Origin of the sequence: Halomonas sp. DQ26W (assembly GCF_003339685.1) — a bacterium.
GTDB lineage: Bacteria > Pseudomonadota > Gammaproteobacteria > Pseudomonadales > Halomonadaceae > Halomonas.
In genome coordinates this window covers 96,353-121,214 of sequence record NZ_QPKI01000008.1, presented here as the reverse complement: position 1 = coordinate 121,214, position 24,862 = coordinate 96,353, and the positions used below count along the sequence as shown (strand labels likewise).

24 protein-coding genes and 1 pseudogene are annotated in these 24,862 nt (G+C 64.5%); 2 read left to right on the top strand and 23 right to left on the bottom strand.

The annotated features are described in order from the left end of the window. Positions 1-120: pseudogene (locus DU490_RS06400) on the bottom strand (electron transfer flavoprotein subunit beta/FixA family protein); the annotation flags it as partial. 365 nt (positions 121-485) lie between these two features. Between DU490_RS06400 and DU490_RS06395 the strand changes: the two are divergent. After that, positions 486-2,171, top strand: coding sequence for an electron transfer flavoprotein-ubiquinone oxidoreductase (locus DU490_RS06395; protein WP_114573497.1), 1,686 nt, complete (start codon positions 486-488; stop codon positions 2,169-2,171). Here the strand turns inward: DU490_RS06395 and DU490_RS17420 are convergent. From DU490_RS17420 to DU490_RS06295, 20 genes are all read right to left on the bottom strand, one after another. After that, complete coding sequence (locus DU490_RS17420) at positions 2,156-2,371, bottom strand: DegT/DnrJ/EryC1/StrS family aminotransferase (RefSeq protein WP_309485732.1); 216 nt, start codon at positions 2,369-2,371, stop codon at positions 2,156-2,158. The genes DU490_RS06395 and DU490_RS17420 overlap by 16 nt on opposite strands. Positions 2,372-2,489: 118 nt before the next feature. After that, positions 2,490-3,311 carry a sulfurtransferase gene (locus DU490_RS06385; protein ID WP_114573496.1) on the bottom strand — a complete coding sequence of 274 codons (822 nt, stop codon included), beginning with the start codon at positions 3,309-3,311 and terminating at the stop codon, positions 2,490-2,492. A gap of 54 nt (positions 3,312-3,365) precedes the next feature. Beyond that, positions 3,366-5,579: an ATP-dependent helicase gene (locus DU490_RS06380; protein WP_114573495.1), complete on the bottom strand. Its 2,214-nt coding sequence runs from the start codon at positions 5,577-5,579 to the stop codon at positions 3,366-3,368. Then, entirely contained in the window at positions 5,576-6,127 is a 552-nt protein-coding gene (locus DU490_RS06375) for a DUF1285 domain-containing protein (protein WP_114573494.1), read from the bottom strand. Before DU490_RS06375 ends, DU490_RS06380 begins: the two co-directional genes overlap by 4 nt. A gap of 26 nt (positions 6,128-6,153) precedes the next feature. After that, complete coding sequence (locus DU490_RS06370) at positions 6,154-7,014, bottom strand: TatD family hydrolase (RefSeq protein ID WP_114573493.1); 861 nt, start codon at positions 7,012-7,014, stop codon at positions 6,154-6,156. A 74-nt stretch (positions 7,015-7,088) separates the two neighbouring features. Beyond that, positions 7,089-7,424 (bottom strand): PilZ domain-containing protein, encoded by a 336-nt coding sequence (locus DU490_RS06365; RefSeq protein ID WP_114573492.1) that lies wholly within the window; start codon positions 7,422-7,424, stop codon positions 7,089-7,091. A gap of 25 nt (positions 7,425-7,449) precedes the next feature. After that, positions 7,450-8,466, bottom strand: a complete 1,017-nt coding sequence (locus tag DU490_RS06360) for a DNA polymerase III subunit delta' (RefSeq protein ID WP_114573491.1) — start codon at positions 8,464-8,466, stop codon at positions 7,450-7,452. Beyond that, complete coding sequence (tmk, locus tag DU490_RS06355) at positions 8,457-9,140, bottom strand: dTMP kinase (protein ID WP_114573490.1); 684 nt, start codon at positions 9,138-9,140, stop codon at positions 8,457-8,459. The genes DU490_RS06360 and tmk overlap by 10 nt, the downstream gene beginning before the upstream one ends. An 11-nt stretch (positions 9,141-9,151) precedes the next feature. Next, entirely contained in the window at positions 9,152-10,156 is a 1,005-nt protein-coding gene (gene mltG, locus DU490_RS06350) for an endolytic transglycosylase MltG (RefSeq protein ID WP_114573489.1), read from the bottom strand. A 13-nt stretch (positions 10,157-10,169) separates the two neighbouring features. Further along, the gene (pabC, locus tag DU490_RS06345) at positions 10,170-10,997 is read right to left on the bottom strand and encodes an aminodeoxychorismate lyase (protein WP_114573488.1); all 828 of its coding nucleotides are present in this window, start codon (positions 10,995-10,997) and stop codon (positions 10,170-10,172) included. Further along, a complete protein-coding gene (gene fabF, locus DU490_RS06340; RefSeq protein WP_404872835.1) occupies positions 10,997-12,235 on the bottom strand; it encodes a beta-ketoacyl-ACP synthase II in 1,239 nt (412 codons plus the stop codon). Before fabF ends, pabC begins: the two co-directional genes overlap by 1 nt. 194 nt (positions 12,236-12,429) lie before the next feature. Next, positions 12,430-12,663 (bottom strand): acyl carrier protein, encoded by a 234-nt coding sequence (acpP, locus tag DU490_RS06335; RefSeq protein WP_008956801.1) that lies wholly within the window; start codon positions 12,661-12,663, stop codon positions 12,430-12,432. Positions 12,664-12,786: 123 nt separating this feature from the next. Next, on the bottom strand, positions 12,787-13,530 hold the full coding sequence (fabG, locus tag DU490_RS06330) for a 3-oxoacyl-ACP reductase FabG (protein ID WP_114573486.1): 744 nt from the start codon (positions 13,528-13,530) through the stop codon (positions 12,787-12,789). 77 nt (positions 13,531-13,607) lie between these two features. Then, entirely contained in the window at positions 13,608-14,561 is a 954-nt protein-coding gene (fabD, locus tag DU490_RS06325) for an ACP S-malonyltransferase (RefSeq protein ID WP_114573485.1), read from the bottom strand. An 18-nt stretch (positions 14,562-14,579) separates the two neighbouring features. Beyond that, positions 14,580-15,605, bottom strand: coding sequence for a phosphate acyltransferase PlsX (gene plsX / locus DU490_RS06320; RefSeq protein WP_114573505.1), 1,026 nt, complete (start codon positions 15,603-15,605; stop codon positions 14,580-14,582). 35 nt (positions 15,606-15,640) lie between these two features. Beyond that, the gene (gene rpmF / locus DU490_RS06315) at positions 15,641-15,811 is read right to left on the bottom strand and encodes a 50S ribosomal protein L32 (protein ID WP_114479932.1); all 171 of its coding nucleotides are present in this window, start codon (positions 15,809-15,811) and stop codon (positions 15,641-15,643) included. A gap of 33 nt (positions 15,812-15,844) precedes the next feature. After that, positions 15,845-16,372: a YceD family protein gene (locus tag DU490_RS06310; protein ID WP_114573484.1), complete on the bottom strand. Its 528-nt coding sequence runs from the start codon at positions 16,370-16,372 to the stop codon at positions 15,845-15,847. A gap of 204 nt (positions 16,373-16,576) precedes the next feature. Continuing rightward, positions 16,577-17,680 carry a signal peptide peptidase SppA gene (sppA, locus tag DU490_RS06305; RefSeq protein ID WP_114573483.1) on the bottom strand — a complete coding sequence of 368 codons (1,104 nt, stop codon included), beginning with the start codon at positions 17,678-17,680 and terminating at the stop codon, positions 16,577-16,579. Positions 17,681-17,702: 22 nt separating this feature from the next. Next, positions 17,703-18,353 (bottom strand): HAD family hydrolase, encoded by a 651-nt coding sequence (locus tag DU490_RS06300; RefSeq protein WP_114573482.1) that lies wholly within the window; start codon positions 18,351-18,353, stop codon positions 17,703-17,705. A 49-nt stretch (positions 18,354-18,402) separates the two neighbouring features. Next, positions 18,403-19,350: an RluA family pseudouridine synthase gene (locus tag DU490_RS06295; RefSeq protein ID WP_114573481.1), complete on the bottom strand. Its 948-nt coding sequence runs from the start codon at positions 19,348-19,350 to the stop codon at positions 18,403-18,405. 716 nt (positions 19,351-20,066) lie between these two features. On the opposite strand from DU490_RS06295, the gene rne reads away from it, so the two are divergent. Next, on the top strand, positions 20,067-23,249 hold the full coding sequence (gene rne, locus DU490_RS06290) for a ribonuclease E (protein WP_114573480.1): 3,183 nt from the start codon (positions 20,067-20,069) through the stop codon (positions 23,247-23,249). A 126-nt stretch (positions 23,250-23,375) separates the two neighbouring features. On the opposite strand, the gene murB is transcribed toward rne, so the two are convergent. Both murB and DU490_RS06280 read right to left on the bottom strand, forming a co-directional pair. After that, positions 23,376-24,386 (bottom strand): UDP-N-acetylmuramate dehydrogenase, encoded by a 1,011-nt coding sequence (gene murB, locus DU490_RS06285; protein WP_114573479.1) that lies wholly within the window; start codon positions 24,384-24,386, stop codon positions 23,376-23,378. Then, the gene (locus tag DU490_RS06280; protein WP_114573478.1) at positions 24,383-24,862 is read right to left on the bottom strand and encodes a low molecular weight protein-tyrosine-phosphatase; all 480 of its coding nucleotides are present in this window, start codon (positions 24,860-24,862) and stop codon (positions 24,383-24,385) included. Before DU490_RS06280 ends, murB begins: the two co-directional genes overlap by 4 nt.

Below are 24,862 nucleotides of genomic sequence, written 5' to 3'. Positions count from 1 at the left end.
TTCGCAGAAGGGGTTCATGGCCATCTTGACGTTGGTGAGGTCGACGTCCGTGTGGTCCGCCTTGACGCGGATCTTGACGTTGTAGTCGATGACGCGTTTGACCGCGACGAGTACTTTCATGGTGTCCTCGCTTGGTTCGCTCTGTGAACCGTCTGGTTAGGGACTCGCTGATCTGCCCGAAGTGGTAACGAATCTGTCAACGCTTCCTTAGAACCGGCTGACCTGCCTTCATGTGTTTCATGCAAGCGTTTGATAGGTGCCGCAACGAAAAAACTCTCTCAATGTGCCACAGGCGGACCCGCGACAACAATCCCTTCAGCAACCGGACCTTGGCCAGGGCAATTGGCACATTGCCCATCGTAGGGGTGTCCTGAGTCGTCTATTATGCCTATCATGGAGAATATCGAGAAGCAAACGACCGTTTTAATGACTATCGACGTTGGTGGAAAGCCGTAATCGATGTCGAATGAGTGAGGAGCGACCGGATGTCAGAGCAAGTAGAGCGGGACTCAATGGATTTCGACGTGGTGATCGTCGGCGCCGGGCCCTCCGGCCTGTCGGCGGCCTGCCGCCTCATGCAGCAGGCCAATGAGGCGGAACAGGAACTGACGGTATGTGTGGTGGAGAAAGGCTCCGAGGTGGGGGCTCACATCCTCTCGGGCGCCGTCTTCGAACCCCGTGCCCTGGCCGAACTCTTTCCCGACTGGGAAGAGCGCGGCGCCCCGCTCACCACGCCGGCCATTCGTGACGAGCTCTACCTGCTCAAGGATGCCGAGAAGGCCCAGAAGCTACCCAACGCCCTGGTGCCCAAGAGCATGCACAATACCGACGGCCAGAACCACGGTGGAGAGTCAGCCCGCTACGTGATCAGCGCCGGCAACCTCTGCCGCTGGCTGGCCGAGCAGGCGGAAGGACTCGGCGTGGAGGTCTTCCCCGGCTTCGCCGCCCAGGACGTGATCCAGGACGAAAATGGTACGGTCCGGGGCATCCTGATCGGCGACATGGGCGTTGCGGCCGATGGCACGCCAAAGGATAGCCATATGCCGGGCATGGAGCTGCGGGCCAAGTACACCCTGTTTGCCGAAGGCTCCCGTGGCCATCTGGGCAAGCAGCTGATCGAGCAGTTCAAGCTGGACGAGGGGCGTGACCCGCAGCACTACGGTATCGGCCTCAAGGAGCTGTGGGATATTCCCGCCGACAAGCACGAACCGGGCCTGGTGCTGCACGGCTCCGGCTGGCCGCTGGCAAAGGGCACCCACGGAGGCTGGTTCCTCTATCACGCCGAAAACCAGCAGGTGGTGGTCGGCCTGATTATGGACCTTTCCTACCAGAACCCCTGGCTGTCGCCCTTCGACGAATTCCAGCGCATGAAGCATCACCCGGTGCTCAAGCAGCACCTGGAAGGCGGCAAGCGGATCGCCTACGGCGCTCGCGCCATCACCAAGGGTGGCCTGAACTGCCTGCCGAAGATGACCTTCCCCGGCGGCCTGCTGATCGGTTGCGACGCCGGCACCCTGAACTTCGCCAAGATCAAGGGGTTGCATACCGCCATGAAGTCGGGCCTGGTGGCGGCCGAGGCGGTCTTCGAGGCCATCGCGTCTGGCGATGAGGGCGGCCAGGAACTCACCGCCTTCACCGAGAAGTGGGAGCAGAGCTGGGCCTACGCCGAACTCAAGGAGAGCGCCAGCTTCGGCCCGGCGATCCACAAGTACGGCACCGTGGGCGGCGGCGCCTACAACTTCGTCGACCAACTGCTGGGCGGCAAGCTGCCCAACCTCCACGACACCACCCCGGACCATGCAGCGCTCAAGCCGGCCGACGAGTTCGAGAAGATCGACTATCCCAAGCCCGACGGCAAGCTCTCCTTTGACAAGCTCTCCTCGGTGTTCCTGTCGAATACCAACCATGAGGAGGACCAGCCCTGCCACCTGCGACTCGAGGACCCGGCGCTGCCGATTCGCGAAAACCTGCCGACGTACGCAGAGCCGGCCCAGCGCTACTGTCCGGCGGGTGTCTATGAGGTGATCGAGGGTGACGACGGCAAGCCGCAGCTCCAGATCAACTTCCAGAACTGTGTGCACTGCAAGACCTGTGACATCAAGGACCCGGCCCAGAACATCAACTGGGTGGCACCGGAGGGCGGCGGCGGCCCCAACTACCCCAACATGTAACGGCTCAAGTTGGCTGATGCAGAAAGGGCGTGCCATCGGACTTGGGCGCCCAGTTCATCGCCATCGGTGAAAAAGGTACCACCGTCGCCGTAGGCGCCGAGCGGCTTGCTGGGATAGAAACTGGTACGGGCAATGCGCGACAGACCGCAGGAGCAGCGGCCGTGGCATGTGGCATGTGGCACCAAAACTCTGGGCGGCATCTTCCACCACGGCCAGACGGTGTTGGCTCGCTTTCCGAGTAATGCAAGCCTGGGAGAGTGTCGGAACTGACGCTGATCTACTGCGAGATCGGTCAAATCCGACGACCTCCTGGCTCAGTCAGGTCCGCGCTACCGGCCTCGCCGGGTCGCGAATCCATTCGCTCCATGACCCCCCATAGAGCCGGGGCAAGGGACGGCCGGCAATCGCGTAGGAGAGAATGTTGTGGCAGGCGGTCACGCCGGAGCCGCAGTAGGCGACAATGGCATCGGCGCGGGGAAGCTCGGCATCGAGGACCTCGGCTGCCTTGAAGCGCCCTGCTTCAGTCAGATTGGCGACACTGGGCCGACACACCGCACCGGGAATGTGCCCTGCTACCGGATCGATGGGCTCGACCTCGCCGCGAAAGCGCTCCAGGCTGCGCGCATCGACCTTCAGCCCCCCCCCAGCCAGCACCGCATCGGCATCGACCCAGGCCCCATTGTCGAAGCTTGGTTGCCACGTGGCGGGCTCAGGGGCAGGCTCCCGGCCAAGCACCAGCGGCCCGCCCGCGTCCTGCCATGCCCTCAAGCCACCATCCAGGAGCCGAACATCGGGATGGCCGGCCCAACAGGACAGCATCCACCAGGCCCGTGCCGCCGCCAACTGCCCACCCATGTCATCGACCACGACCACCGCCGTGCCGGGCGTGATGCCAAGGCGCTGCACCACGGCGGTGAAGGCATCGGGGAGCGGCAAGGGATGGCGCCCGCCCTCCCCCGGCGGCCCGGCGAGATCGCGGTCCAGGTCGAGGTGTTGGCTGGCGGGAATATGTCCCGCCTCCCATAGGCGCCGCCCAGCACCCGACTCCCCCAGGCGGGCACGACAGTCGAGCACGAGTGGCGGCTTCCCCGCCTCGAGTGATTCGGCAAGCTCCGCAGCGGATATCAGCACACGGCTCATGTTCGGCTCCTTGTCTTGAGGGTCTCTCGCGAAGGTCGATCTCGAGAGACGATATCAGGGGGGCGATGCCGCCAGATGCGCAGACAGTATCTCGATGGGGGCACGTCGCGCCAGCAAGCGGCGGCGTCCGGCCTGGGCAAAGCGCACTTCGATGACCGGATCCGCCGGGTCGCCCTCCACCACGGCAATTTCCCCTTCACCGAAGACCGCATGACGCAACCACTGCCCCGGCAGGAACGCACCTGTGACATAGGCACCTTGAGGTTCGGCCAGGGTCGAGGCGGCATAAGCCCGAAGCGGCAGATCAAACCCCAGCGCCTCGAGATAGCGTGTTACCAATGACGGCGAAGTCACGGCCAGCGGCGAGGCATCGCTGTCGATACCCGACAGGCGGGCATCGATTCGCGCACACTCCTGCCAGGCCGTCTCGGCGATGAATCGGCTGGGCCGATGCGCTCCCCCATCATGCAGCATGAGCAGCCGTTCCCGGGCACGGGTGATGGCGACATAGAAGAGCCGTCGTTCCTCCTCCAGGCGCTCCGGGGTCAGCGGGTTGTCGCGGCTGTAATGGGGAAAGTCCTCCTCATTGGCCCCGGCCAGGACCACCAGCGGCCACTCCAGCCCCTTGGCGCCGTGCACCGTGGTGATCAAGACGCCGTCGGCGTGGTTCTCCACCGGCCGCTCCAGCAGTTCAATGAAGGCGTCGATCTCCTTCACTTCACCGGCCTGTTCAACCAGCACATCGAGCAACCGCACATCCTCCTCGCCCTTCTCGCGACGTGCGGCAGCGCGCTTTAGCACCTTCTCGGCATCGAGGCTCTCCACCACATGAGCCAGCAGCCGAGCGGGGGGCCAGCGACCCTGTCGAGGTAGCTCGCAGAGCAGTGTCCAGCGCCGCTTGAGGTTGCGCCGCTGCAGGGGCTTGAGCCCGGACAGCAGAGGGTCGTGTCGTTCGGGGAACGTCTGCGTCTCTGCCAGCCGTCGGGCCAGCGTCGACAGCCGTTCCCGGGCCACGAAAGGGGTCGGCTGCTCCAATAGCCGCCGTACCAGCTCCGGGTCGTGCAGCAGGGCCGCATCCCGCGCCACCCGCAGGTAGCCGGACAAAGCCTGTACCAGCGGCAAGCGGAAGACGAAGCGATCCTCGCGGGAGAGCCGGAAGGGAATACCCGCCTGCAACAGCTGCAGTTGGAATGGCACTGACAGCGCCCAGCTGCGTACCAACAGACAAGCCTCATCGAGACGACGCCCCTCCCGCTGCCAGGAAGCAAGGGCCTGCGGCAGCGCCTCTCTGCCCTGCTCGACGGCAAGGGTTGTTTGGGGGTTGTCCGGTGCGGCTAGGCATAGCTGGTCGGGCCTTCGCCGATTGGCGGCAATGGCATGGTTGGCCGTCAGCGCCAGCGCATGGCCGTGGCGGAAGGTGGTGGAGAGGGGATAGTCGGTCGCCGCGCCGAAGGTGGCAGTGAAATGTTCACGCATGGCATCGGGATGGGCCCCACGCCACTCGTAGATGCACTGGTTGGCATCACCCACGGCCATGACGTCGGCGTCACGGCCGGCCAGGATGGCTAGTAGACGCAGCTGCGCCTGGTTGATGTCCTGATACTCATCGATGATGACATGGTCAAGGTAACCCTGGACACGCTGCGCCAACTGCGGATCGGCCTCCAGGGCGCGCAGTGGCCGGTAGAGCAGGTCGGAAAAAGTCATCAGTCCGTGGTCGGACAGCAACTGCTCGAGACGCTGAAAGGCCTCCACGAAATGCCGGGTCTCGTCACCGAAGTCGAGCCGCTCATAGAGAGCCGCCGGTGCCAACATCTCGGCTTTCACCAGACCACAGAAGTGAGCAAGTGCTTCGAGGGTCTCCGCCTCCAGGGCCGTCTCACGCTGCGCCGGGTTCTCCAGCACCTCCAGAGTGGCCTGGCGAAGCAAGCGCTCCACCTGCCAGTCGGCGGAGAGCAGCTGCCGCGCCGGCAATGCACCCCAGCGGGTCAGGCTACCGGTCAACCGATGGCCGAGGGCGTGAAAGGTGCGCACATCGGGCAGCCGCTGGCCCGGTTGGGCCAGCGTCGCCAGGCGATGCTGGAAGTCTTCCCGGGCCGAACGATTGAACATCAGCACCAGGATGCGGTTCGCAGGCACGCCGCTGGCCAACAGGTGCAATACCCGGGCCACCAGTGTGGTGGTCTTGCCGGCACCGGCCACGGCGGCTACCCGGGCGTGGCCGGCACCATGTTCGACGACCGCCTGTTGTTCTCCGGTGAGTCTCACGACACCTCGTTTGGCAGTTCGCCCAGCGGTTGCCAGATACCACCGCTAGTGAGCCCCAGCTCGACCCGACCGGTGTCGGTCGTGCGCTCCTCGGCGCCCTCCACCAGGCGATAGAAAACGTTGCGGCCCAGCCTTGCCGAGAGGCCGAAGCGTACCACGACTTCGGGGACTGCCACCCCGTCAGGGGTGTCGCTGACCGTGAGTCGATGAGCCTCACCCAGGCACAGCCGGTCGCCGACGTTAGTGGTCAGCCACCAATCGCCCGCGTCCTGTTCGGCATCGACGATCACAAAGGGGCGATCCTCCACCTGGATGCGCTGCTTCTCGACCGGCGTCACCAGATAATGATGGCCGTCCTTTTCACGGCGCAGCAGGGTCGACAGCAGCCTGACCAGGCGCGGGCGCCCGATCACCGTGCCCTCGTGAATCCAGCGCCCGTCGGCAACGATTCTCAAGTCCATTTCGCCGGCCTGCTGCGGATGCCAGCGGTCCACGGGCGGTATCTGTCCGACGGGCTCGACATGCTCGAGTAGCGGCTCCAGGTTCATCTTTCACCTCCGTCACTGACATCAGTCTATACCAGGCCGGCATTGGCCAGGGCGTCGCGAATCTCTGCGGGCGCCTCCGGCGCGGCCGCTCGAAACAGTCGATAAAAGTTCGCGGTGGTCTGCATGGCCACCTCCTCGATGCTGATGCCCCGCTGCTGTGCGATACACTCGGCCACCTCGACCACCCAGGCCGGCTCGTTGGGTTTGCCCCGGTGGGGCACCGGCGACAGGTAAGGACTATCCGTCTCGATCAGCAGCCGGTCCAGCGGTACCCGTCGAGCGACGTCCCGGATCGACTCGGCATTGCGGAAGGTGACGATACCCGAAAGCGAGATCGAAAAGCCGTGCCGCACGGCCTCTCGGGCCATGTCCAGGTCTTCAGTGAAGCAGTGCAGCACACCGCCGATGGCCGGGTCGGTATGCTCTCGGATCAACGCCAAGGTTTCCTCCCGGGCTTCCCGGGTATGCACGATGACCGGCAGCTCGAGTTCGGTGGCGGCGATCAGGTGGCGGCGAAAACGCTCCCGCTGTATCTCACGCCCCGGCACGCTGTCGGGGGCCTTGTCGAGATAGTGCTTGTCGAGATAGTGGTAGTCGAGGCCACACTCGCCGATGGCCACGGCATCGTACCGGTCGGCACACGCCTTGATCGCCTCGACATCGGGCTCGACCTCCACGCGATGCAGGGGATGGACACCGGCGGAGATCACCACGTCGGCATGCTCGCGACTGATCCTGGCCAGTTCGGGCACCCCTTCCAGCGTGACCGCGATGGCCAGGAACTGGCGCACATGGCGGGCACGGGCAGCGTCCAGGGTCGCGGCAATATCGCCCCCGTGTGTTCGGGGGTCGAGGCGATCAAGATGGCAATGGGAATCGACGAACATACAAAAAACGACTCATCTGGTGAGGGGCGACGGGATAGCAGCGGACGCTACCGCTCAGTGCGTAGGGCTACCGCTTAGAGGGTATAGGTCGGTGCACCCTTGTCGAGCTGGCCGGCAAGCAGGGTTTCGATCCGGTCCCGCACCGGTTGGTCTTCAGGACTGAAGTGGATGCCAATTCCCGGTACGCGGCGCCCGGCAACGCCATCCGGCGAGACCCAGACCACGTGGCCGGTCACCGGCATTCGTTCACTGTCGCCGGGCAGGGTCAGCAGCAAGTAGACCTCCTGTCCCAGTTCATAGCGCTCGCGGGTGGGCACGAAGATGCCGCCCCGCTCCAATAGCGGCATGTAGGCGGAAAGCAGCGTCTGCGTATCCTGAATGGCCAGCGAAAGGGCTTTCTGTGGTGCCATGCGATCTCCTCCCTTCACCCCGGCGTCAGGAACGCAGCAGGGCCGACCAGCGAACCAGCCAGGCCTCGAGAACCAGCTGGGGGTTGGGGTTGCCGCCGGCGGACAGCAGCCGGCGCTGTTCTCGAGCATAGTCCAGCAGCCGAAACCAGTCGCGAACCCGGGCATTCTTGACGGCTTGGCGATAGAGTGGCAGCAAGTCGGGATTGCGTATCTGGGCAGCATTCCCGGAAAGCCCTAGCCGAATCAGATCCTCGAGCCAGGCAATACCGTACCACAGGATCGACTCGGTGGACTGGCGGTCCAGGCGTGCGGCCTCAGCTACTGGCTCCGCTCCACGCACCAGCGCATCGAAGGTTTCGTGAAGCTGCTGCCGCAAGGCGCGTGCCGTAGGCGCCGCCAGCTCGAATGCCAGCAACGGCAACCCACCGGACACCTGCCACCAGAATGCCGCCTCCTCCTGGCCGCCGAGCTGTTCGGCCAGCCATGCCCGGCTCTGTTGCGCTTCGGGCACCGGCAGGCTCCAATGCTGACAGCGCGAGCGGATGGTGGCGAGCAGCCGCGAGGGAACATCGGAGAGCAGAATGAACTGGGTGCGCTGCCCCGGCTCCTCCAGGCTCTTGAGCAAGGCGTTGGAGGCCGCCACGTTCATCGCCTCGGCCGGGCTGAGGACAATGACGCGGTGGCCGCCTTGCTGGGCGGTCTGGGCGACGAAGCCGTTTACCTCGCGAATGGGATCGATGCGGATCTGTCGCTTGCCCTCTTCCGGTGAGACACGCAGCAGATCGGGGTGATAGCCCGAAGCCAGCATATGGCAACCATGGCACTGGCCACAGGCGGCCTCTCCCGACGTGACGCACAGCAGGCGGGCGATCAGCGCCTCGGCAAACTGCTGCTTTCCGACCCCGTGGGGGCCGGAAAGCAACAGCGCATGGGGCAGCCGCCCGCTCTCGTACTGCGACAGGAACTGCCGCCACCGCTCACTCTGCCAGGGCAGCGCCTGGGCAATACCCGCGGCATGCTCCGCCGCGTTGCCTATAGCCATGGTGTCACCCGGGCTTTCAGGCAGGCGGCGAGGCGCGCCTGCACGACCTCCAGGGGCGCATCGGCATCGATGACCGTCATGCGCTGTGGTGAGCCGGACGCGCGTTCCAGGTAGGCGCTGCGCACCGCTTCGAAAAAGGCGCTGCGCTCCTGCTCGAAGCGGTCGCGCACCTCTCCGCTGGCACTCAGGCGCCCCTGCAAGCGTCGCTGGGCCGAGGACACCGGCATGTCGAGCAGCAGCGTCAGGTCAGGCTGAAGATCGCGCTGGACGAATCGCTCGAGCTCGGCAATACGCGCCGCGGGGATGCCGCGCCCACCGCCTTGATAGGCAAAGGTGGCATCGGTGAAACGGTCGCACAGCACCCAGGCGCCCCGCTCGAGCGCCGGGCGAATCTGCTGCGCCAGGTGCTGGGCGCGAGCGGCGAAGACCAGCAGCAGTTCGGCATCCGCATCGAGGGGTTCGTCGCCGGAAGGGTCCAGCAGCAGTTCACGTATGGCCTCGGCCCGCGGGGTGCCGCCCGGCTCGCGGGTACGGACCACCTCGACGCCCCGTGCCGTCAGCCAGTGGGCCACCCAGGCGAGGTTGGTCGACTTGCCGACTCCTTCACCACCTTCAAGGGTGATAAAGCGACCTTTTCCTTGATTGCCATTCCGCTCGGGATCTTTATGGTACATGCCTGCTCCCGTCAGCGATTGCGGATATACCGATTCACGGCATTGTTGTGTTCGCGCAGGGTGCGCGAGAAGTGGTGCGTCCCATCACCCCGGGAGACGAAGTAGAGCGTCTCGCCGGGCAGGGGATCCACCGCCGCCTCCAGTGAGGCGCGCCCCGGCATGGCGATCGGCGTGGGCGGCATGCCGTCGATGACATAGGTATTGTAAGGGGTGGCCTCGCGCAGGTCGTCGCGGGTGATGCGTCCCTCATAGCGCTCCCCCATCCCGTAGATCACCGTCGGGTCGGTCTGCAGGCGCATCCCGGTCTCCATACGTCGCTTGAACACACCGGCAATCTCGCGCCGTTCCTCCGGAGCGCCGGTTTCACGCTCGATCAACGAGGCCATGATCAACGCTTCGTAGGGCGTCTCGATGGTCAGGTCATCACTGCGCCCTTCCCACACCTCGTCGAGCACCCGCTCCATGCGCAGCATCGCCTGACGCAGGATATCCAGATCGCTCATGCCCTTGTGGTAGCGATAGGTATCGGGGAAGAACCAGCCCTCAGGAAAGCGATCTTCACGCTCTAGCAGGGCCATGACCTCCTCATCGGAAAACCCTTCTATACGGCTCTCCAACTTGGGCGCCGCATCGAGATGAGCCCGCATCTGCCGGAAGGTCCAGCCCTCGGGAATCGTCAGCGGATAGGTCACCACCCGGTCGCTGCCCAGCAGCTCGATCAGGTCACGGCCGCTCATGCCCGGCTCGAGCATATACTCCCCGGCACGCAGCCGCGGAATTGCCTCGGGTTCGAGACGGGTCAACAGACGAAAGGCCCAGACGTCCTCGATCACGCCACGTTCCGCCAGATCCGACACCGCGCGATTGAAACCCGCCCCCCGCGGCACTTCGTAGAGGGTCTCCTCCTCCACCGCGATGGGTGCCTCGAGCCGGCTCTCCCAATAGCGATAGCCGGAAAAGGCCGCCAGGCCGGCCACAACCACCAGCACCACCAGAAACTTGACTAGACGCAACATCCGAATTCCTCGTTCACTCTGCAAAGCCCATCGGATAATCCAGCAGGTCGTGGGCCACGGCCTGGAGGTGCCGATGGGTACGGCCTATCGTCCAGCTCGCCAGCCTGGCACCCTCGGCGTCATCGAGCTGTGCTACTGGCCAGACACCCTGTACCGAGTTTGCCAGCCATACCGCTTCGGCTTCGGCCAAGACGTCCGGGGCGGCCTTCACCTCGCTGATGGGGAGCCTCTCCAGAAGGGCGGCTCGCAGGGTTCCGGCGACGCCGCTGTCGTCCAGCCGCGGCGTCTCCAGGCGCCCTTCCCGCTGCCAAAACAGGTTCATGCACGTCGCCTCCACCAGCCAGCCGTCGCTGTTGCACAGCACGCCTTCCGCCAGATCGGGATCCGTCCATTCGTCTCGAGCCAGCACGTTCTCCAGCCGATTGAGGTGCTTCAGTCCGGCCAGTAGCGGCTGAATGCCAAGCCTGAGCCGACAACGCCGGACTCGTACCCCATCCCGCCAGCGCGATGGCTGCGGTGAAAAGGCCATCGCCTGCCAACGCAGGCGAGGCAAGGAGGAGGCCGGCGGCAGGTAGCCCCGCCCACCACTACCCCGGGTGAGGATCAGCTTGAGCACCCGAAGCCCCGGCCCGGCCTGGTCTGGCAGGCGATCCAGCTCGTCTCGCGGCGGCAGCGGTATGCCCAGCACCTGGCAACCGCGGGCCAGGCGAGTCATGTGCTGGTCCCATAGCAACGGTGTGCCATCGCGAACCAGCACCGTCTCGAACAGGCCGTCACCATAGGCCAGGCCGCGATCATCCATTGGCACCCACGGATGTTCAGGCGCCTGGGGCATGCTCATCACACCTTGGCAAAGACAAGGGTACCGTTGGTGCCGCCGAAGCCGAAGGAGTTGGACAGCGCCACATCGATCTTCATCTCGCGGGCGGTATGCGGCACGTAGTCCAGGTCGCATCCCTCCTGGGGATTGTCCAGGTTGATGGTCGGCGGTGCCACCTGGTCGCGGATGGCCAGTATGCAGAACACCGCCTCGACGGCGCCGGCGGCACCCAGCAGGTGGCCGATCATCGACTTGGTGGAACTGACCGCCACCGAATTCGCCGCACTGCCCATGACCTTCTTCACGGCCCGGGTCTCGGCCAGATCACCGGCCGGGGTCGAGGTGCCGTGGGCATTGATGTAGTCGACCTCTGCAGGCTCGATGCCCGCATCACGAATGGCATTGCGCATGGAGAGCGCCGCGCCACTGCCATCTTCCGGCGGAGCCGTCATGTGGAAGGCGTCGTCGCTCATGCCGAATCCGGTCAGCTCGGCGTAGATCTTGGCCCCGCGCGCCTTGGCGTGCTCGTACTCTTCCAGCACCAGGATGCCGGCACCATCGGAGAGGACAAAACCGTCCCGGTCGCGGTCCCAGGGACGACTGGCTGCCGTGGGATCGTCGTTGCGGTTCGACAGCGCACGGGCGGCAGAGAAGCCGCCGAGGCCCAGCGGCGTGGTTGCCATCTCGGCACCACCACAGATCATCACGTCGGCATCACCATAGATGATGGTTCGGGCACTGTAGCCGATATTGTGGGTACCGGTGGTGCATGCGGTGGTGATGGCGATATTGGGGCCGCGAAACCCATGCTGGATCGCCAGATTGCCGGAGATCATGTTGATGATGGAACCCGGTACGAAGAATGGCGAGATGCGGCGAGCGCCACCCTTGTTCAGCGCGTTGTGGTTATGCTCGATCATCGGCAGCCCACCGATGCCGGAGCCCACCGCCACGCCAATCCGCTCGGCATTCTCCTCGGTGCACTCGAGCCCGGCATCGGCAATAGCCTGGGCACCAGCCGCAATTCCATACTGAATGAACAGATCCATCTTGCGGGCATCCTTGGGGTTGAGGTAAGGACTGATATCGAAGTCCTTGACCGACCCACCGAACCGGGTGTTGAAGCTGCTGGCATCGAAATGTTCGATAGGGGCGATGCCGCTCTTGCCGGCCAGGATGCTTTCCCAGCTCTCGTCAACGGTGTTGCCCACAGGTGTCACCAGACCCAGTCCGGTCACCACAACTCTACGAGCCATCAGTATTCCTCCCGACAACCTTGATGACACGGCCCATCCAAGGGGCCGTCAGTGGGCGCATTATACCGAACATGCCCCCTACTTGGGCAGCAAACAACCCGCCCCAACATAGCGAAAGCCGCCCTGGCGAACAGGACGGCTTTCGTGGGTCGCTCAAACAGACCCATTCACCTCAGCAAGCAGTTACGACCGCGGCCTTACTGGTGGGCGTTGACGTAATCGATGGCTTCCTGAACGGTAGTGATCTTTTCGGCTTCCTCATCGGGAATTTCGGTATCGAATTCCTCTTCGAGCGCCATGACCAGCTCGACGGTGTCCAGGGAATCAGCGCCCAGGTCTTCAGTGAAGGAGGAGCTGTTCTGGATGTCCTCTTCCTTGACGTTCAGGCGCTCGGCCACAACCTTCTTCACGCGCTCTTCGATGGTGCTCATTATGACGTACTCCAGTCGTTCAAGTTAGCCGTTCAGATGACCAGCCAGTTGATCCGCAACCTCAAGCTGCGGGGTAGTTTATAGACGCCCCCCCGTCGACGCAACCGCCGACCAGCGGGAGCCTCAACGCATGTTCATGCCACCGTTGACCTGCAAGGTCTCGCCGGTGATATAGCCCGCGTGCTCCCCGGTCAGGAAACCGACGGCGGCGGCAATCTCTGCAGGCTCGCCGAGCCGTGACAGAGGAATCTGATTGAGCAGCGCCTTGTGCTGCTCCTCGGGCAGGCCTTGGGTCATGTCGGTGGCGATGAAGCCGGGCGCCACGGCATTGACCGTAATCGCACGCGATGCCACTTCACGGGCCAGCGCACGAGTGAAGCCTTCCATGCCTGCCTTGGCGGCAGCATAGTTGGTCTGCCCCAGATTGCCCATGGTCGCTACCACGGAGCTGATACTGACGATCCGACCGAAACGCGCCCGGGTCATGCCGCGTAGACACGCCTTGGTTACCCGGTAGACGGATTTGAGATTGGTGTCGAGCACCGAATCCCACTCGTCTTCCTTCATCCGCATGAGGAGATTATCGCGGGTGATGCCGGCATTGTTGACCAGAATGGTGGGGGCACCGAATTCATCGGTAATCGACTTGACCAAGGCATCCACACTGGCCTGGTCGGTCACGTCGAGTGCGCGCCCAGCCCCTTCGATGCCGCTGGCGCGAAGGTCCTCGTCGATTTTCGCCGCACCTGACTCGGTCGTGGCCGTGCCGATCACCACTCGCCCCTGGCGGCCCAACTCATGGGCGATGGCCCGCCCTATGCCGCGGCTGGCCCCTGTTACCAGGGCGATTCTGCGTTCGCTCGTCATAACGGTTCCCGATCTGAATGCTGTTGAATCCGAGAGGCGTCGCCCCCCAACGACTTATCTCGCATCGGCTCGAGCCATCACTGCGAGACGGCCTCGCGAGCCAGCTCCAGAGCGGCTCCCAGGCTGTCGGGGTCGTTGACCGCCAGACCCTTGCTACCCTTGGCAATTCGCTTGCCAAGACCGGTCAAGACCTTGCCAGGCCCACACTCGATGAACACGCCGGCACCGCCATCCACCATGGCCTCGACACAGGATGTCCAACGCACCGGCTGATAGAGCTGCTCGATCAGGCGCGTGCGCAGCGTCTCGACATCAGCATGCGCCTGGGCATCGACATTCTGATAGACGGTATAACGCGGCGGACGCATGTCGAGCTCCGCCATGGCGACCTTCAACTCCTCGGCCGCCGGCCGCATCAGGGCACAGTGCGACGGCACCGATACCGGCAGCGGCATGGCGCGCTTGGCACCCGCCCCCTGGCACAGCGCGATGGCTCGCTCAACTGCCGCCTTGCTGCCGGCAATCACGACCTGTCCCGGGGCATTGTAGTTGACCGCCGCGACCACATCATTCTGCTCGGCTTCGGCACAGGCCTTTTCAACGGTAGCATCGTCGAGGCCAAGTATGGCCGCCATGCCCCCCTGGCCAACCGGCACGGCCTGCTGCATCGCTTCGCCGCGCAGCTTGACCAGGCGAACCCCATCGGCAAAACCGATGACACCGGCACAGACCATGGCACTGTACTCGCCCAGGCTGTGCCCCGCCATGGCTCCCGGCCGCGGACCTTCCAGCTCCTGCCAGACCCGCCAGATGGCGACACTGGCGGTCAACAGGGCCGGCTGGGTGCAGGCAGTGGCGTTGAGCGCCTCCTCGGGGCCCTCTTGTACCACCTTCCACAGGTCGTAGCCTAAAGAGTCGGCTGCTTCCTCGAAGGTCGTACGGACGACGCTATAGCGTTCGGCCAGCTCGCGCAGCATGCCAATCTGCTGGGAGCCCTGCCCGGGAAATACGAGGGCAAGAGGTTGGGTCATGTCGTTTCACCTTTGCTCTTATTGAGTCCGTTCATGCCGGCTGCCCAGCTCAAGTGCCAGCTGAGACGGGAGGCCTCGACTGACTTCTTGTACCGCGCGCAGCACGGCATAGGAGAAGCCAGTGGCATCGGCACCACCATGGCTCTTGATCACGATGCCGTCGAGCCCCAGCAGGCTGGCACCGTTGTAGCGCACCGGATCCAGGTCATTTTTCAATCGCCGCAGCGCCGGCCGGGCAAGCATCCCCACCAGACGACTGCCCCAATGCGCCTCGAAAGTCGCCTGCACGCGCTCGATGAGCATCCGTGCCAGGCCTTCACTTGCCTTGAGCACCGCATTGCCGACGAAGCCATCGCAAACGACCACATCGGCAGCGCCAGCGAAAATGCCGTCGCCCTCGACGAAGCCGCAATAGTTCAGCGACACCATACCGCTCAGCCAGATATCCGCCTCGCGCACGCTGGCGCTGCCCTTGGTACCCTCACTGCCCACGTTGAGCAGCGCCACCCGGGGTGATTCCAGCCCGTCTATGTGTCGCGCCATGACACTACCCATGCGGGCGAAGTCAACCAGCCGCTCAGCAGAGACATCGACATTGGCACCCAGGTCCAGCAGGTAGCAACGCCCCTCGCCTCGCGTGGGAATAGCCGTGCTGATGGCCGGCCGCGGAATATCAGCCACCGTCCCCAACTCACGCCGCGCCAACGCCATCAACGCACCGGTATTACCCGAACTGACCCCAGCCACCGCACCGCCACGGGACAGATGCGCCAGCATGAAAGCCATGCTGGTATCGCCACCCCGACGTAGTGCATCGGTGGGCCGTTGGCTCTGGCGGATCATGTCGGGGGCATGATGGACAGACAAATGTGAACCGGCCGCGGCGAGGTGCCGCGGCAGGTTCTCTAGCTCGATTTCCAGCAGGTCGCGAGGGCCAAACAGGTCGATCGACAGGCCTGGCCGGGCCAGCACCGCCGCTGCCGATCCCTGAACGGCAGCGCATGGGCCCGAATCCCCACCCATCGCATCGACGGCGACTCGCACGCTCAACGGCCGAACATCACTATCAAGGTGTCGACTCAGGCGTCGACGATCTTGCGGCCACGGTAGAAACCGTCGGGAGCAATGTGATGGCGCAGATGAGTCGTACCGGTTTCCTTGTCCTGGGACAGGGTCGGGCCGGTCAGGGCATCGTGGCTACGACGCATGCCACGCTTGGAACGGGTCTTACGGTTCTGTTGAACTGCCATGGGAAATCACTCCAGAGTGAATCGACAAATGAATCAGGGTTTGTCCTTGAGACGACGCAGCACCTCAAAGGGACTCGCGGGAGTCGGCTCGGGCGATTCGGCCTCCTCCCCGCTACTCAGCTGGTCGCGCGAGACCCGACACAGGGCCTCGTCGTGGTAAACCACCTGGGGCAGGCTGAGAATGAGTTCATCCTCGACCATCTCCAGCAGGTTCAGCTGTTCGTTTTCCACCAGCACCGGTTCGTGGGTGCTCGGCAGCTCCGCCGCCAGCGCGTCGCTCGTGACCATGCCCAGCAGGAATTCGCTTTCGACATGCTGTGACAGCGGCTCGAGGCAGCGACGGCAAGGCAGCTGCAACTCGGCCTCCAGGCGGCCGTGAATCACACGGCGCCCCTGGAGGTCGATGGCAAAGTCGAGCCATACCTGCACATCGCCGTCCTGCGCACCAACCTGCTCGGCGAGACGCTCGAACTGATCGAGCGCCACCAGACCTTCGAGGCGCTCGGCGCGGGCGGCGAGCTTGTAGGGCTCGACCCTATTGGGAAGTCGTGAGGTCAACATAGGCGCGCAATGATAGGCACTCCCCCGCCCCCTGTCAAAGACGCCTTCGCGCCGGGTTACAATGACACGCTTCCAGGCCGTAAGGCTCTGCATCCGACCCCACCCTACAGAAGACGCTCATGCCACGACGCATCCTCGCCTGCGTGATGGCCCGGCACCCCGAGGCCTGTGGCCAGAAAACGGCGACTCCAGACACTGGGCTATTCATGGTAGCTGGTAGCGTACCGGCGACTGGCTAGACGGCACGCCGGCCCACTCGGCGGCGACGCGACCGAACTGTCGAGACAAGCGCTCGAACGGGTCGAGACGCGGCGTATAATCATGGATGCGCAGCTCGTCGAATAGCTCGTGGGAAAGCGCATCCAGGCTACTGATGTCATCGACGAGCCCCAGCTCCAGCGCCTGTTCGCCATTCCAGATCAACCCACTGAAGAGCCTGTCATCGTCGGCCAGCCGGTCACCACGCCCCGTCTGGACGGCATCGATAAACTGTTGGTGCGTGGTATCCATGACCGTCTGCCAGAAGTCGCGATCTTCAGGCGCCACCGGCGAGAACGGATCGAGAAACCCCTTGTTCTCGCCACTGACATAGATGCGTCGCTCGATGCCCAGATGATCGATGGCTTCCTCGAAGCCAAAGCTGGCGAATATCACCCCGATCGACCCCACCAGGCTGGCCGGCGCCGCCACGATCTCGTCGGCCGCGGCGGCAATGTAGTAGGCACCACTGGCACCGATGTCCTCGATCACGGCAATGATCGGCTTGTCGCCTTGCTCACGCAGCCGCAGGATCTCGTTGAAAACGCGCTGAGACTGCACAGGGCTGCCGCCGGGGCTATCGATGTGCAGCACGACCGCAGCGGCGCTCTCCGCCTCCCAGGCCCGATTGAGCCCCCTGATGATGCGCTCGGCGCTGGCCGGCGACTCGCTGTCGATGACACCGTGAACCTTGACCACGCCCAGGTGCTGCCGCTCGGGCTCACGCGCACCCGGGTCAATGAAGAGGCCGTAGAGCGTAGCCGACAGCGACGCCAGTATCAGCGCGGCGAAAAAGAAGCGAAAGAAGAGCTTCCAGCGCCGGGTACGACGCTGCTCCACCAGCACGCCACCGATCCACCGATCCAGCATTTCCTGCTGAGCCAGCCGCTGACGCTCACGCAGGACCTCGGCACTCTCCGGTGGCGGGGGCGACGCGGCGGCCTGCGCCTCCCTCGCCCGCCGCGCCTCCTCGGGGCTCAACTCGGGCCCTTGGGTCCAGCGATCCTCCTGCCCCGCTTCCCGCTTGTCGTCCCGCTTGTCATCACTCATGGCTCGCGTTCCTTACAGCCGGTTATCGATTCAACCAGTCAAACAGCTCCGGCACCGCTTCAGCAGTGAACACGGGGCGGCTGGCCGCCAGTCGCTCGGGAGCATGCACCCCCCAGGTCACGGCGATCCGGTCCATGCCCAGCGCCCGAGCCATCTCCAGATCATATTCAGTGTCGCCAACCATCACCGCCTCCTCGACATCGACGCCCAGCTGGATGAGGAGCTCCTCCAGCATCTGCGGGTGCGGCTTGGAGCGCGTCTCGTCGGCGGTACGGCTGGCATGGAACCAGTCGCCGCTTCCGCTCTCGCGGAAGATGCGATCCAGGCCGCGCCGGCTCTTGCCGGTCGCTACCGCCAGGCGACGCTCGCTGATGCCACGCAGGCCCGCGACACCCGCCTGGACCCCGGGAAAGAAGCGCATGGGCGTGGTGTCGCCCTCGACAAAATGAAAGGCGTAGCGACTGCGCAGAAGCTCCGACCGCACGGGATCGATCCCCGGACAGAGCTGGTCGATGGCCTCGGGCAGCCCGAGTCCGATGATGTCGCGTATCGCATCATCGGTCAGCTCACTCCAGCCAGCATCCCGGGATGCCGCCTGCATGCAGGAAACGATACGGGCGGCAGAATCCATCAGGGTGCCGTCCCAGTCGAATATCACCAGTCGATAACGCATCGAGGCTCCGGTTAAGGCTATTGTAGGTAGCAGTTGTAGGTAGCAATGCTCAGGAAAACTTGCGGGCACGCTGCAACACGGCTTCCAGACCATTGGGCAACGGCGCTTTTATCTGCACCGGCCGCCCACTGGTCGGCTCGGGAAATGTCAATGCCGCCGCATGCAGGAACAGGCGCGACAAGCCCAGCTTGCGGGACAGCACCTCCCCCTCGCGGGTGCCATACTTGTCGTCGCCCAGCAGCGGGAAGCCGGCATGGGCCGCATGGACACGAATCTGATGGGTACGCCCGGTAACCGGCTCCGCCTCGATCAGGGTCGCCCTGGGGAAGGTCTCGCGTACGGCGAAACGCGTGCGCGAGACCTTGCCGTCGGCGCCGACCCTTACCCGCCGCTCGCCGTTGCCGGCATCGAAGCGCTCCAGGCGGGCGCTGACGAACTCACGCTTCACCGGCCAGCGGCCTGCCACCAGGGCGAGGTACTGCTTGTCCATCTTGTGCTGCTTGAGCGCATCGTTAAGGGTCAGCAGCGCCGGCCGCGACTTGGCGAGCAGCAGGCAACCAGAGGTATCGCGGTCCAGTCGATGCACCAGTTCCAGAAAGTCGAGATCCTCCCGCACCTGGCGGAACGCCTCGATCAAGCCGATCTTGACGCCACTGCCACCGTGCACGGCCAGGCCCGCTGGCTTGTTGATCACCAGCCAGTCACGCCCCTCTACCAACACGCTTCCTGCCAGCAGGTTGCGCAGGCTGTCGCTGACCTCTCTGACCGCCTCACGGGGCGTCAGGCGCAGCGGAGGGATGCGCACCAGATCGCCTATCACCAGGCGGTAATCGACCTTGACCCGCTTCTTGTTGACCCGCACCTCACCCTTGCGCACGATGCGATAAACAAGGGCACGCGGCACGCCCTTGAGGCGCGTCATAAGGAAGTTGTCGATTCGTTGACCAACCTGGCCATCGCCTACTTCCACCCACTGTACGTCGCGCCCTTCGGTCATGACACTCCCGCTCGAAACCTGTTGTGAGCCGGCATTCTAGCCTACTCGGCCACTCGCTGCGCCAATTGCCGCATATTACCATTGCTGCTATATTGCCAGCTCGCTCGGATGGATCCCTTCGGTCCCATAAGCGCCTGCCCGACAGACACGCAGGCCGGAGCGACGAAATCAGGCCGCGACGACCCGCTGATTCGGTCCCGCCGCCGACGAGTGACCCAGTGTTACCGATACGACAGCAAGACACCCAGACGTAACGAACGCAGCAGTAACGAGAACAGTAGCAAGCAAGACGTAGCGAAAGCCCCCGTCATGAGCGGAAGTGATACACGACGAAAGTCGCACGGCTGATCGCTACGGACACGCCGCTAACGATGGATAGCGACAAACAAGCAGTTACGCCACGCCCGGATCCCGGCCCGCCAGTTTGGCGGGCGGTGGCCACGGGAATCGTTCAACATCGTGCCGGTGGCCGGCGTTGGCGAATCGATGAATGCCAGGTGTCTGGCGGTGACCGCAGGGCCGGATGGGAATAGCCCACCGAGACATGTCCTGCCTCCGCCGAGTACTCAACATGATCATGTCGTGCTGGGCCCATCGTGGGTACCGGTACGATCGGGCGCCACTGTGCATCCGCGACATGCGCTGAGCACGAGCACGCAGCACCCAGAGGTTCGCCTTCTTCGATGCCCACCGGTGCGTCCAGTTTGCGAGACAATATGAAACGGATGCTCATTAATGCAACCCAGCCTGAAGAACTGCGGGTTGCTCTGGTAGACGGACAACGCCTTTACGACCTGGACATCGAATCCGGTGCCAGGGAACAGAAAAAAGCCAATATCTACCGCGGTAAGATTACCCGTGTAGAGCCCTCCCTCGAAGCCGCCTTCGTCGACTTCGGTGCCGATCGCCATGGCTTCCTTCCCCTCAAGGAAATTTCCCGGGAGTACTTCCTCAAGGAGACCTCGGGGCGCCCCAGCATCAAGGAGGTGCTCAAGGAGGGTCAGGAAGTCATCGTCCAGGTCGACAAGGAGGAGCGCGGAAACAAGGGCGCAGCACTCACCACCTTCATCAGCCTGGCCGGCCGCTTTCTGGTACTGATGCCCAATAACCCTCGCGCCGGCGGCATCTCGCGCCGAATAGAGGGCGACGAGCGCAGCCAGCTCAAGGAGGCCATGGGCGAACTCACCGTGCCGGACAGGATGGGCGTGATCGTACGCACCGCCGGCATTGGCCGCTCCCCCGAGGAGCTTCAGTGGGATCTCGACTACCTGGTACAGGTCTGGGAATCAATCACCGAGGAAGCCGTCAAGCGACCGGCTCCGTTCCTGATCTATCGCGAATCGAACGTCATCATTCGCGCCATGCGCGACTATCTGCGCCAGGATATCGGCGAGGTACTGATCGACAGCCCGGTCGTACATCAGGAAGCGCTGACCTTCATTCGCCAGGTCATGCCCTCCTACCAGCAGAAGATCAAGCTCTACGCCGATGAGGTCCCGCTGTTCTCGCGCTTCCAGATCGAATCGCAGATCGAGACCGCCTACGAGCGTGAAGTGAAGCTGCCCTCCGGCGGTTCCATCGTCATCGACCACACCGAGGCGCTGGTCTCCATCGATATCAACTCGGCCCGCGCCACCCGCGGCAGCGATATCGAAGAGACCGCCCTGCAGACAAACTCCGAGGCCGCCGACGAGATCGCCCGCCAGCTGCGCCTTCGCGATATCGGCGGCCTGGTGGTGATCGACTTCATCGACATGAGCCCCGCACGCAACCAGCGGGAAGTCGAGAACCGCATGCGCGACGCGCTCAAGCTGGACCGCGCCCGGGTGCAGATCGGCCGCATCTCCCGCTTCGGCCTGATGGAAATGTCACGCCAGCGCCTGCGCCCGTCCCTGGGCGAAACCAGCGGCGTGGTCTGCCCGCGCTGCAACGGCCAGGGCACCATCCGTGACGTGCGCTCCCTGTCGCTCTCAATCATGCGCCTGATCGAAGAAGAGGCCATGAAGGAGCGCAGCGCACAGATCCGCGCCATCCTGCCTGTACCGGTCGCCACCTACCTGCTCAACGAGAAGCGCGCCGTGCTGGCCGATATCGAGAGCCGCCAGGACGTGCGTGTGCTGGTGTTGCCCAACCCCGACATGGATACGCCTCATTACGACGTTCAGCGCCTGCGCGATGACCACGTTGATGAAGATAACGAGCAGGAGAAGTCCAGCTACGAGCTCTCGGTCGACACCGAGGTGGGCAAGGAGCCGGACGCCAGCATCGCCAAGCCGGTTTTACGCACCGAAGCGGCGGTGAAGACGGTCATCCATAACGAACCCGCTCCGACGTCGCTGCAGCATCAGCAACCGTCGCAGGAAAGTGCTCCCCAGTCGGCCCCACCTGCGCTGCCGAGCAGCCCCGGCGTGCTGGGTCGTCTTGTGAAAGGCATGACCAAGTGGCTGGGCACCACTGACACCACCGAGACCGAAAGCGAAACGACCCGCAAGCCCGCCGCAGCAGCCGAGCCGCAGTCCCGCGGTGACGAGCGTGGCGAGCGCAATGGCCGCAGTCGCCAGCGCCGTCCGCGCAACGAACGGACCGAGGGGCGTGATGATACCCGCGGCCAGCGCGGCCAGGGTCGCCAGCAGGAAAGTGGACGCGGCGATCGCCAAACCAGTGAGCGTCAGGCCAGTGATCGTCAAGAAAGCCCTGCCGGTTCCGGTCGTGGCGACGCGCGGGGCAACCGTGGCGGTCGCGGCCAGGGCCGGCAAGAGAGGCCTCAGCAGCAAGACCGGCAGGAAAAGCCTCAGCAGCAGGAAGAGAATCGCCAGGAAAGCCGGCAACCCTCGCGTGGCCGTGACGACTCAGCCCGACGTCAGAAACCAGATAGCGCTGACAAGCCGCTGGAAAAAGTCGCGGAAAAACCGGCTGGAAGCGCCAAGCCGGCCGAAGCCGACAAGGTGGATGATGGCAAGCCGAAGCGGACGCGCAATAATCCGCGCAACCGCACACGCAAGCATGCCATCAGCCCCCAGTCGGAAGCCGAGCAACAGCGTCTGCAGGCCGAAGCCGCCAAGGCGGGTGACGACCAGGCCCAGCCCGAGCCGTCAGCAGCCGAGCAGCCCAAGCCGGTAGAGAAAGGTACCGATGCGTCCAAGCCGGTCGAAAAAGCTGACGACGCACCCAAGGCAGAAGTTAAGCCCGAGCAGCCGAAAGCCGAGCCGTCCACGCCGGCCGAGAAAGCGGCCGATGCGCCCAAGCCGGCCGAGAAAGCTGCCGACGCACCCAAGGCAGAAGTTAAGCCCGAGCAGCCCAAGCCTGCGCAGCCGAAAGCCGAGCCGTCCACGCCGGTCGAGAAAGCTGCCGATGCGCCCACGCCGGTCGAGAAAGCTGCCGATGCATCCAAGCCGGCCGAGAAATCTGACGACGCACCCAAGGCGGAAGCCAAGCCCGAGCAGCCGAAAGCCGATGCGCCCAAGCCGGCCGAGAAAGCTGACGACGCACCCAAGGCGGAAGCCAAGCCCGAGCAGCCGAAAGCCGATGCGCCCAAGCCGGCCGAGAAAGCTGACGACGCACCCAAGGCGGAAGCCAAGCCCGAGCAGCCGAAAGCCGAGCAGCCCACGCCGGTCGAAAAGCCAGTCGAGGCCCCAAAGGCGGAGGCCAAGGCCGAGCAGCCGAAAGCCGAGCAGCCCACGCCGGTCGAAAAGCCAGTCGAGGCCCCAAAGGCGGAGGCCAAGCCCAAGAAGCCGGCTGAAAAGGCTGCTGACACGCCCAGTGAGGCCGTGGCGGATGCGGATGCTCCCAAGGACGAAACGCCGGCACAGCGCCGTCGTCGCCATCGCGCTCACAACGATCCACGGGAGATCCGCCGTCGTGAGCAGGAAGCCAAGGCCCAGGATGGCAAGCAGGGCTGACGCCCGGCCCGCCGTAAAGGAAACGCCCGCGCATTTGCGCGGGCGTTTTCGTTTCGGTGGCTGTCTTTCGGCGACGGACTGTCTATGACGGACTGTCTATAACGGACTATGGAGGGTCAGTGGCAATCAGCCAGCCAGACGTGGCTCGCGTTCGAGTTCGACACCGAAACGCTCGGCCACCTGGCCGGCCACCGCTGCGGCAAAGTCCAGCAGCTCGGCGGCGCTACCGCCACCGAAGTGGACCAGCACCAGGGCCTGGCGATCGTGTACGCCGAAGTGGCCTTGCCGCCAGCCCTTGAGGCCACAGCGTTCGATCAGCCAGCCGGCCGCCAGCTTGATACGACCATCCGGCTGGGTGAAGTGCGGCAATTCCGGATAGGCCGTCAGCAGTCGATCGGCTGCCTCCCGGCTCACCAGGGGGTTCTTGAAGAAGCTGCCGGCGTTTCCGAGCAGTGCCGGATCGGGCAGCTTCTCGCGGCGTACCGCGCAGACGGCCTCTGCCACCTGCAGAGCCGTCGGAGCGTCGCCGACCCGGCTGGCCAGGTCGCCATACTCGAGCCGCGGGCGCGGCGTTCGGGAGAGTCGGAGCACCAGGCGAGTGATCACCACCCTACCCGCGAGCTCATGCTTGAAGATGCTGTCGCGATATCCGAAGGCGCACTCCCCTGGCGTCAACACCTGTTCACGAGCGTCGTCCATATGGATCAGGTGCACGGCCTCCAGCACATCGCAGAGCTCCACGCCATAGGCGCCGATATTCTGGATCGGTGCGGCGCCACAGTGCCCCGGGATCAGCGCCAGGTTCTCGATGCCCCATAGCCCATCAGCGGCCAGGGCCATGACCAGCGCATGCCAGTTGACCCCGGCCCCGGCGTGCACCAGCACCTGGTCCGGCGTCTCCTCCAGCCACCAGTCATCCAGGGCCGGCTGCAACACCAGCCCGGGCAGCCGCTCCGGCAGGATCAGATTGCTGCCACCGCCCAGTAACGTCACCGGCGCGTCCTGCTGCGCGGCCTGTATCAGGAGCTCCTGCAGCGCATGAACGCGGTGCGGTGCCGCGAAGGCTTCGGCGACACAGGGCAGCCCCAGGGTGTTGACGCGACTCAGGTCATGGTCGGTCAGGATCTCACCGCTCAAGACGGCTGCGCCTCGAGTCGCTGGCGAATCTCCTCGATCAGCCCCCTGGAAGCCGCATCGACCAGGTCCAGCACCTCCTCGAAGCCCTGCTCGCCCCCGTAGTAGGGATCGGGCACCTCGCGCCCGGCATGGCCGGCGAAGTCAAGAAACAGCCCCACATGGGCCCGGCAGTCGGCGGGGCGCTGCTCGTGCAGCGCCGACAGGTTGGCCCGGTCCATGGCCAGCAGGTAGTCGCAGCGAAGGAAGTCGCCTGCCGCAAGCTGGCGAGCCCGCAGGCTGCCCAGGTCGACGCCCCGCTGCATGGCGGCTTCATGCGCCCGGGGATCGGGGGCCTTGCCCACGTGCCAGGCAGCGATGCCGCAGGAGTCGACCTCGACCCGTTCGGACAGGCCGGCGGCTTCCAACTGCTGGCGAAAGACGCCTTCGGCGGTGGGGGAACGGCAGATATTGCCAAGGCAGACAAACAGTACGCGCAT

Coding starts and splice junctions, on each gene's coding strand:
- DU490_RS06395 (WP_114573497.1), top strand. CDS start 486: ATGTCAGAGCAAGTAGAGCGGGACTCAATGGATTTCGACGTGGTGATC.
- DU490_RS17420 (WP_309485732.1), bottom strand. CDS start 2,371: ATGCCGCCCAGAGTTTTGGTGCCACATGCCACATGCCACGGCCGCTGC.
- DU490_RS06385 (WP_114573496.1), bottom strand. CDS start 3,311: ATGAGCCGTGTGCTGATATCCGCTGCGGAGCTTGCCGAATCACTCGAG.
- DU490_RS06375 (WP_114573494.1), bottom strand. CDS start 6,127: ATGAACCTGGAGCCGCTACTCGAGCATGTCGAGCCCGTCGGACAGATA.
- DU490_RS06370 (WP_114573493.1), bottom strand. CDS start 7,014: ATGTTCGTCGATTCCCATTGCCATCTTGATCGCCTCGACCCCCGAACA.
- DU490_RS06365 (WP_114573492.1), bottom strand. CDS start 7,424: ATGGCACCACAGAAAGCCCTTTCGCTGGCCATTCAGGATACGCAGACG.
- DU490_RS06360 (WP_114573491.1), bottom strand. CDS start 8,466: ATGGCTATAGGCAACGCGGCGGAGCATGCCGCGGGTATTGCCCAGGCG.
- tmk (WP_114573490.1), bottom strand. CDS start 9,140: ATGTACCATAAAGATCCCGAGCGGAATGGCAATCAAGGAAAAGGTCGC.
- mltG (WP_114573489.1), bottom strand. CDS start 10,156: ATGTTGCGTCTAGTCAAGTTTCTGGTGGTGCTGGTGGTTGTGGCCGGC.
- pabC (WP_114573488.1), bottom strand. CDS start 10,997: ATGAGCATGCCCCAGGCGCCTGAACATCCGTGGGTGCCAATGGATGAT.
- acpP (WP_008956801.1), bottom strand. CDS start 12,663: ATGAGCACCATCGAAGAGCGCGTGAAGAAGGTTGTGGCCGAGCGCCTG.
- fabG (WP_114573486.1), bottom strand. CDS start 13,530: ATGACGAGCGAACGCAGAATCGCCCTGGTAACAGGGGCCAGCCGCGGC.
- fabD (WP_114573485.1), bottom strand. CDS start 14,561: ATGACCCAACCTCTTGCCCTCGTATTTCCCGGGCAGGGCTCCCAGCAG.
- rpmF (WP_114479932.1), bottom strand. CDS start 15,811: ATGGCAGTTCAACAGAACCGTAAGACCCGTTCCAAGCGTGGCATGCGT.
- DU490_RS06310 (WP_114573484.1), bottom strand. CDS start 16,372: ATGTTGACCTCACGACTTCCCAATAGGGTCGAGCCCTACAAGCTCGCC.
- sppA (WP_114573483.1), bottom strand. CDS start 17,680: ATGAGTGATGACAAGCGGGACGACAAGCGGGAAGCGGGGCAGGAGGAT.
- DU490_RS06300 (WP_114573482.1), bottom strand. CDS start 18,353: ATGCGTTATCGACTGGTGATATTCGACTGGGACGGCACCCTGATGGAT.
- DU490_RS06295 (WP_114573481.1), bottom strand. CDS start 19,350: ATGACCGAAGGGCGCGACGTACAGTGGGTGGAAGTAGGCGATGGCCAG.
- rne (WP_114573480.1), top strand. CDS start 20,067: ATGAAACGGATGCTCATTAATGCAACCCAGCCTGAAGAACTGCGGGTT.
- DU490_RS06280 (WP_114573478.1), bottom strand. CDS start 24,862: ATGCGCGTACTGTTTGTCTGCCTTGGCAATATCTGCCGTTCCCCCACC.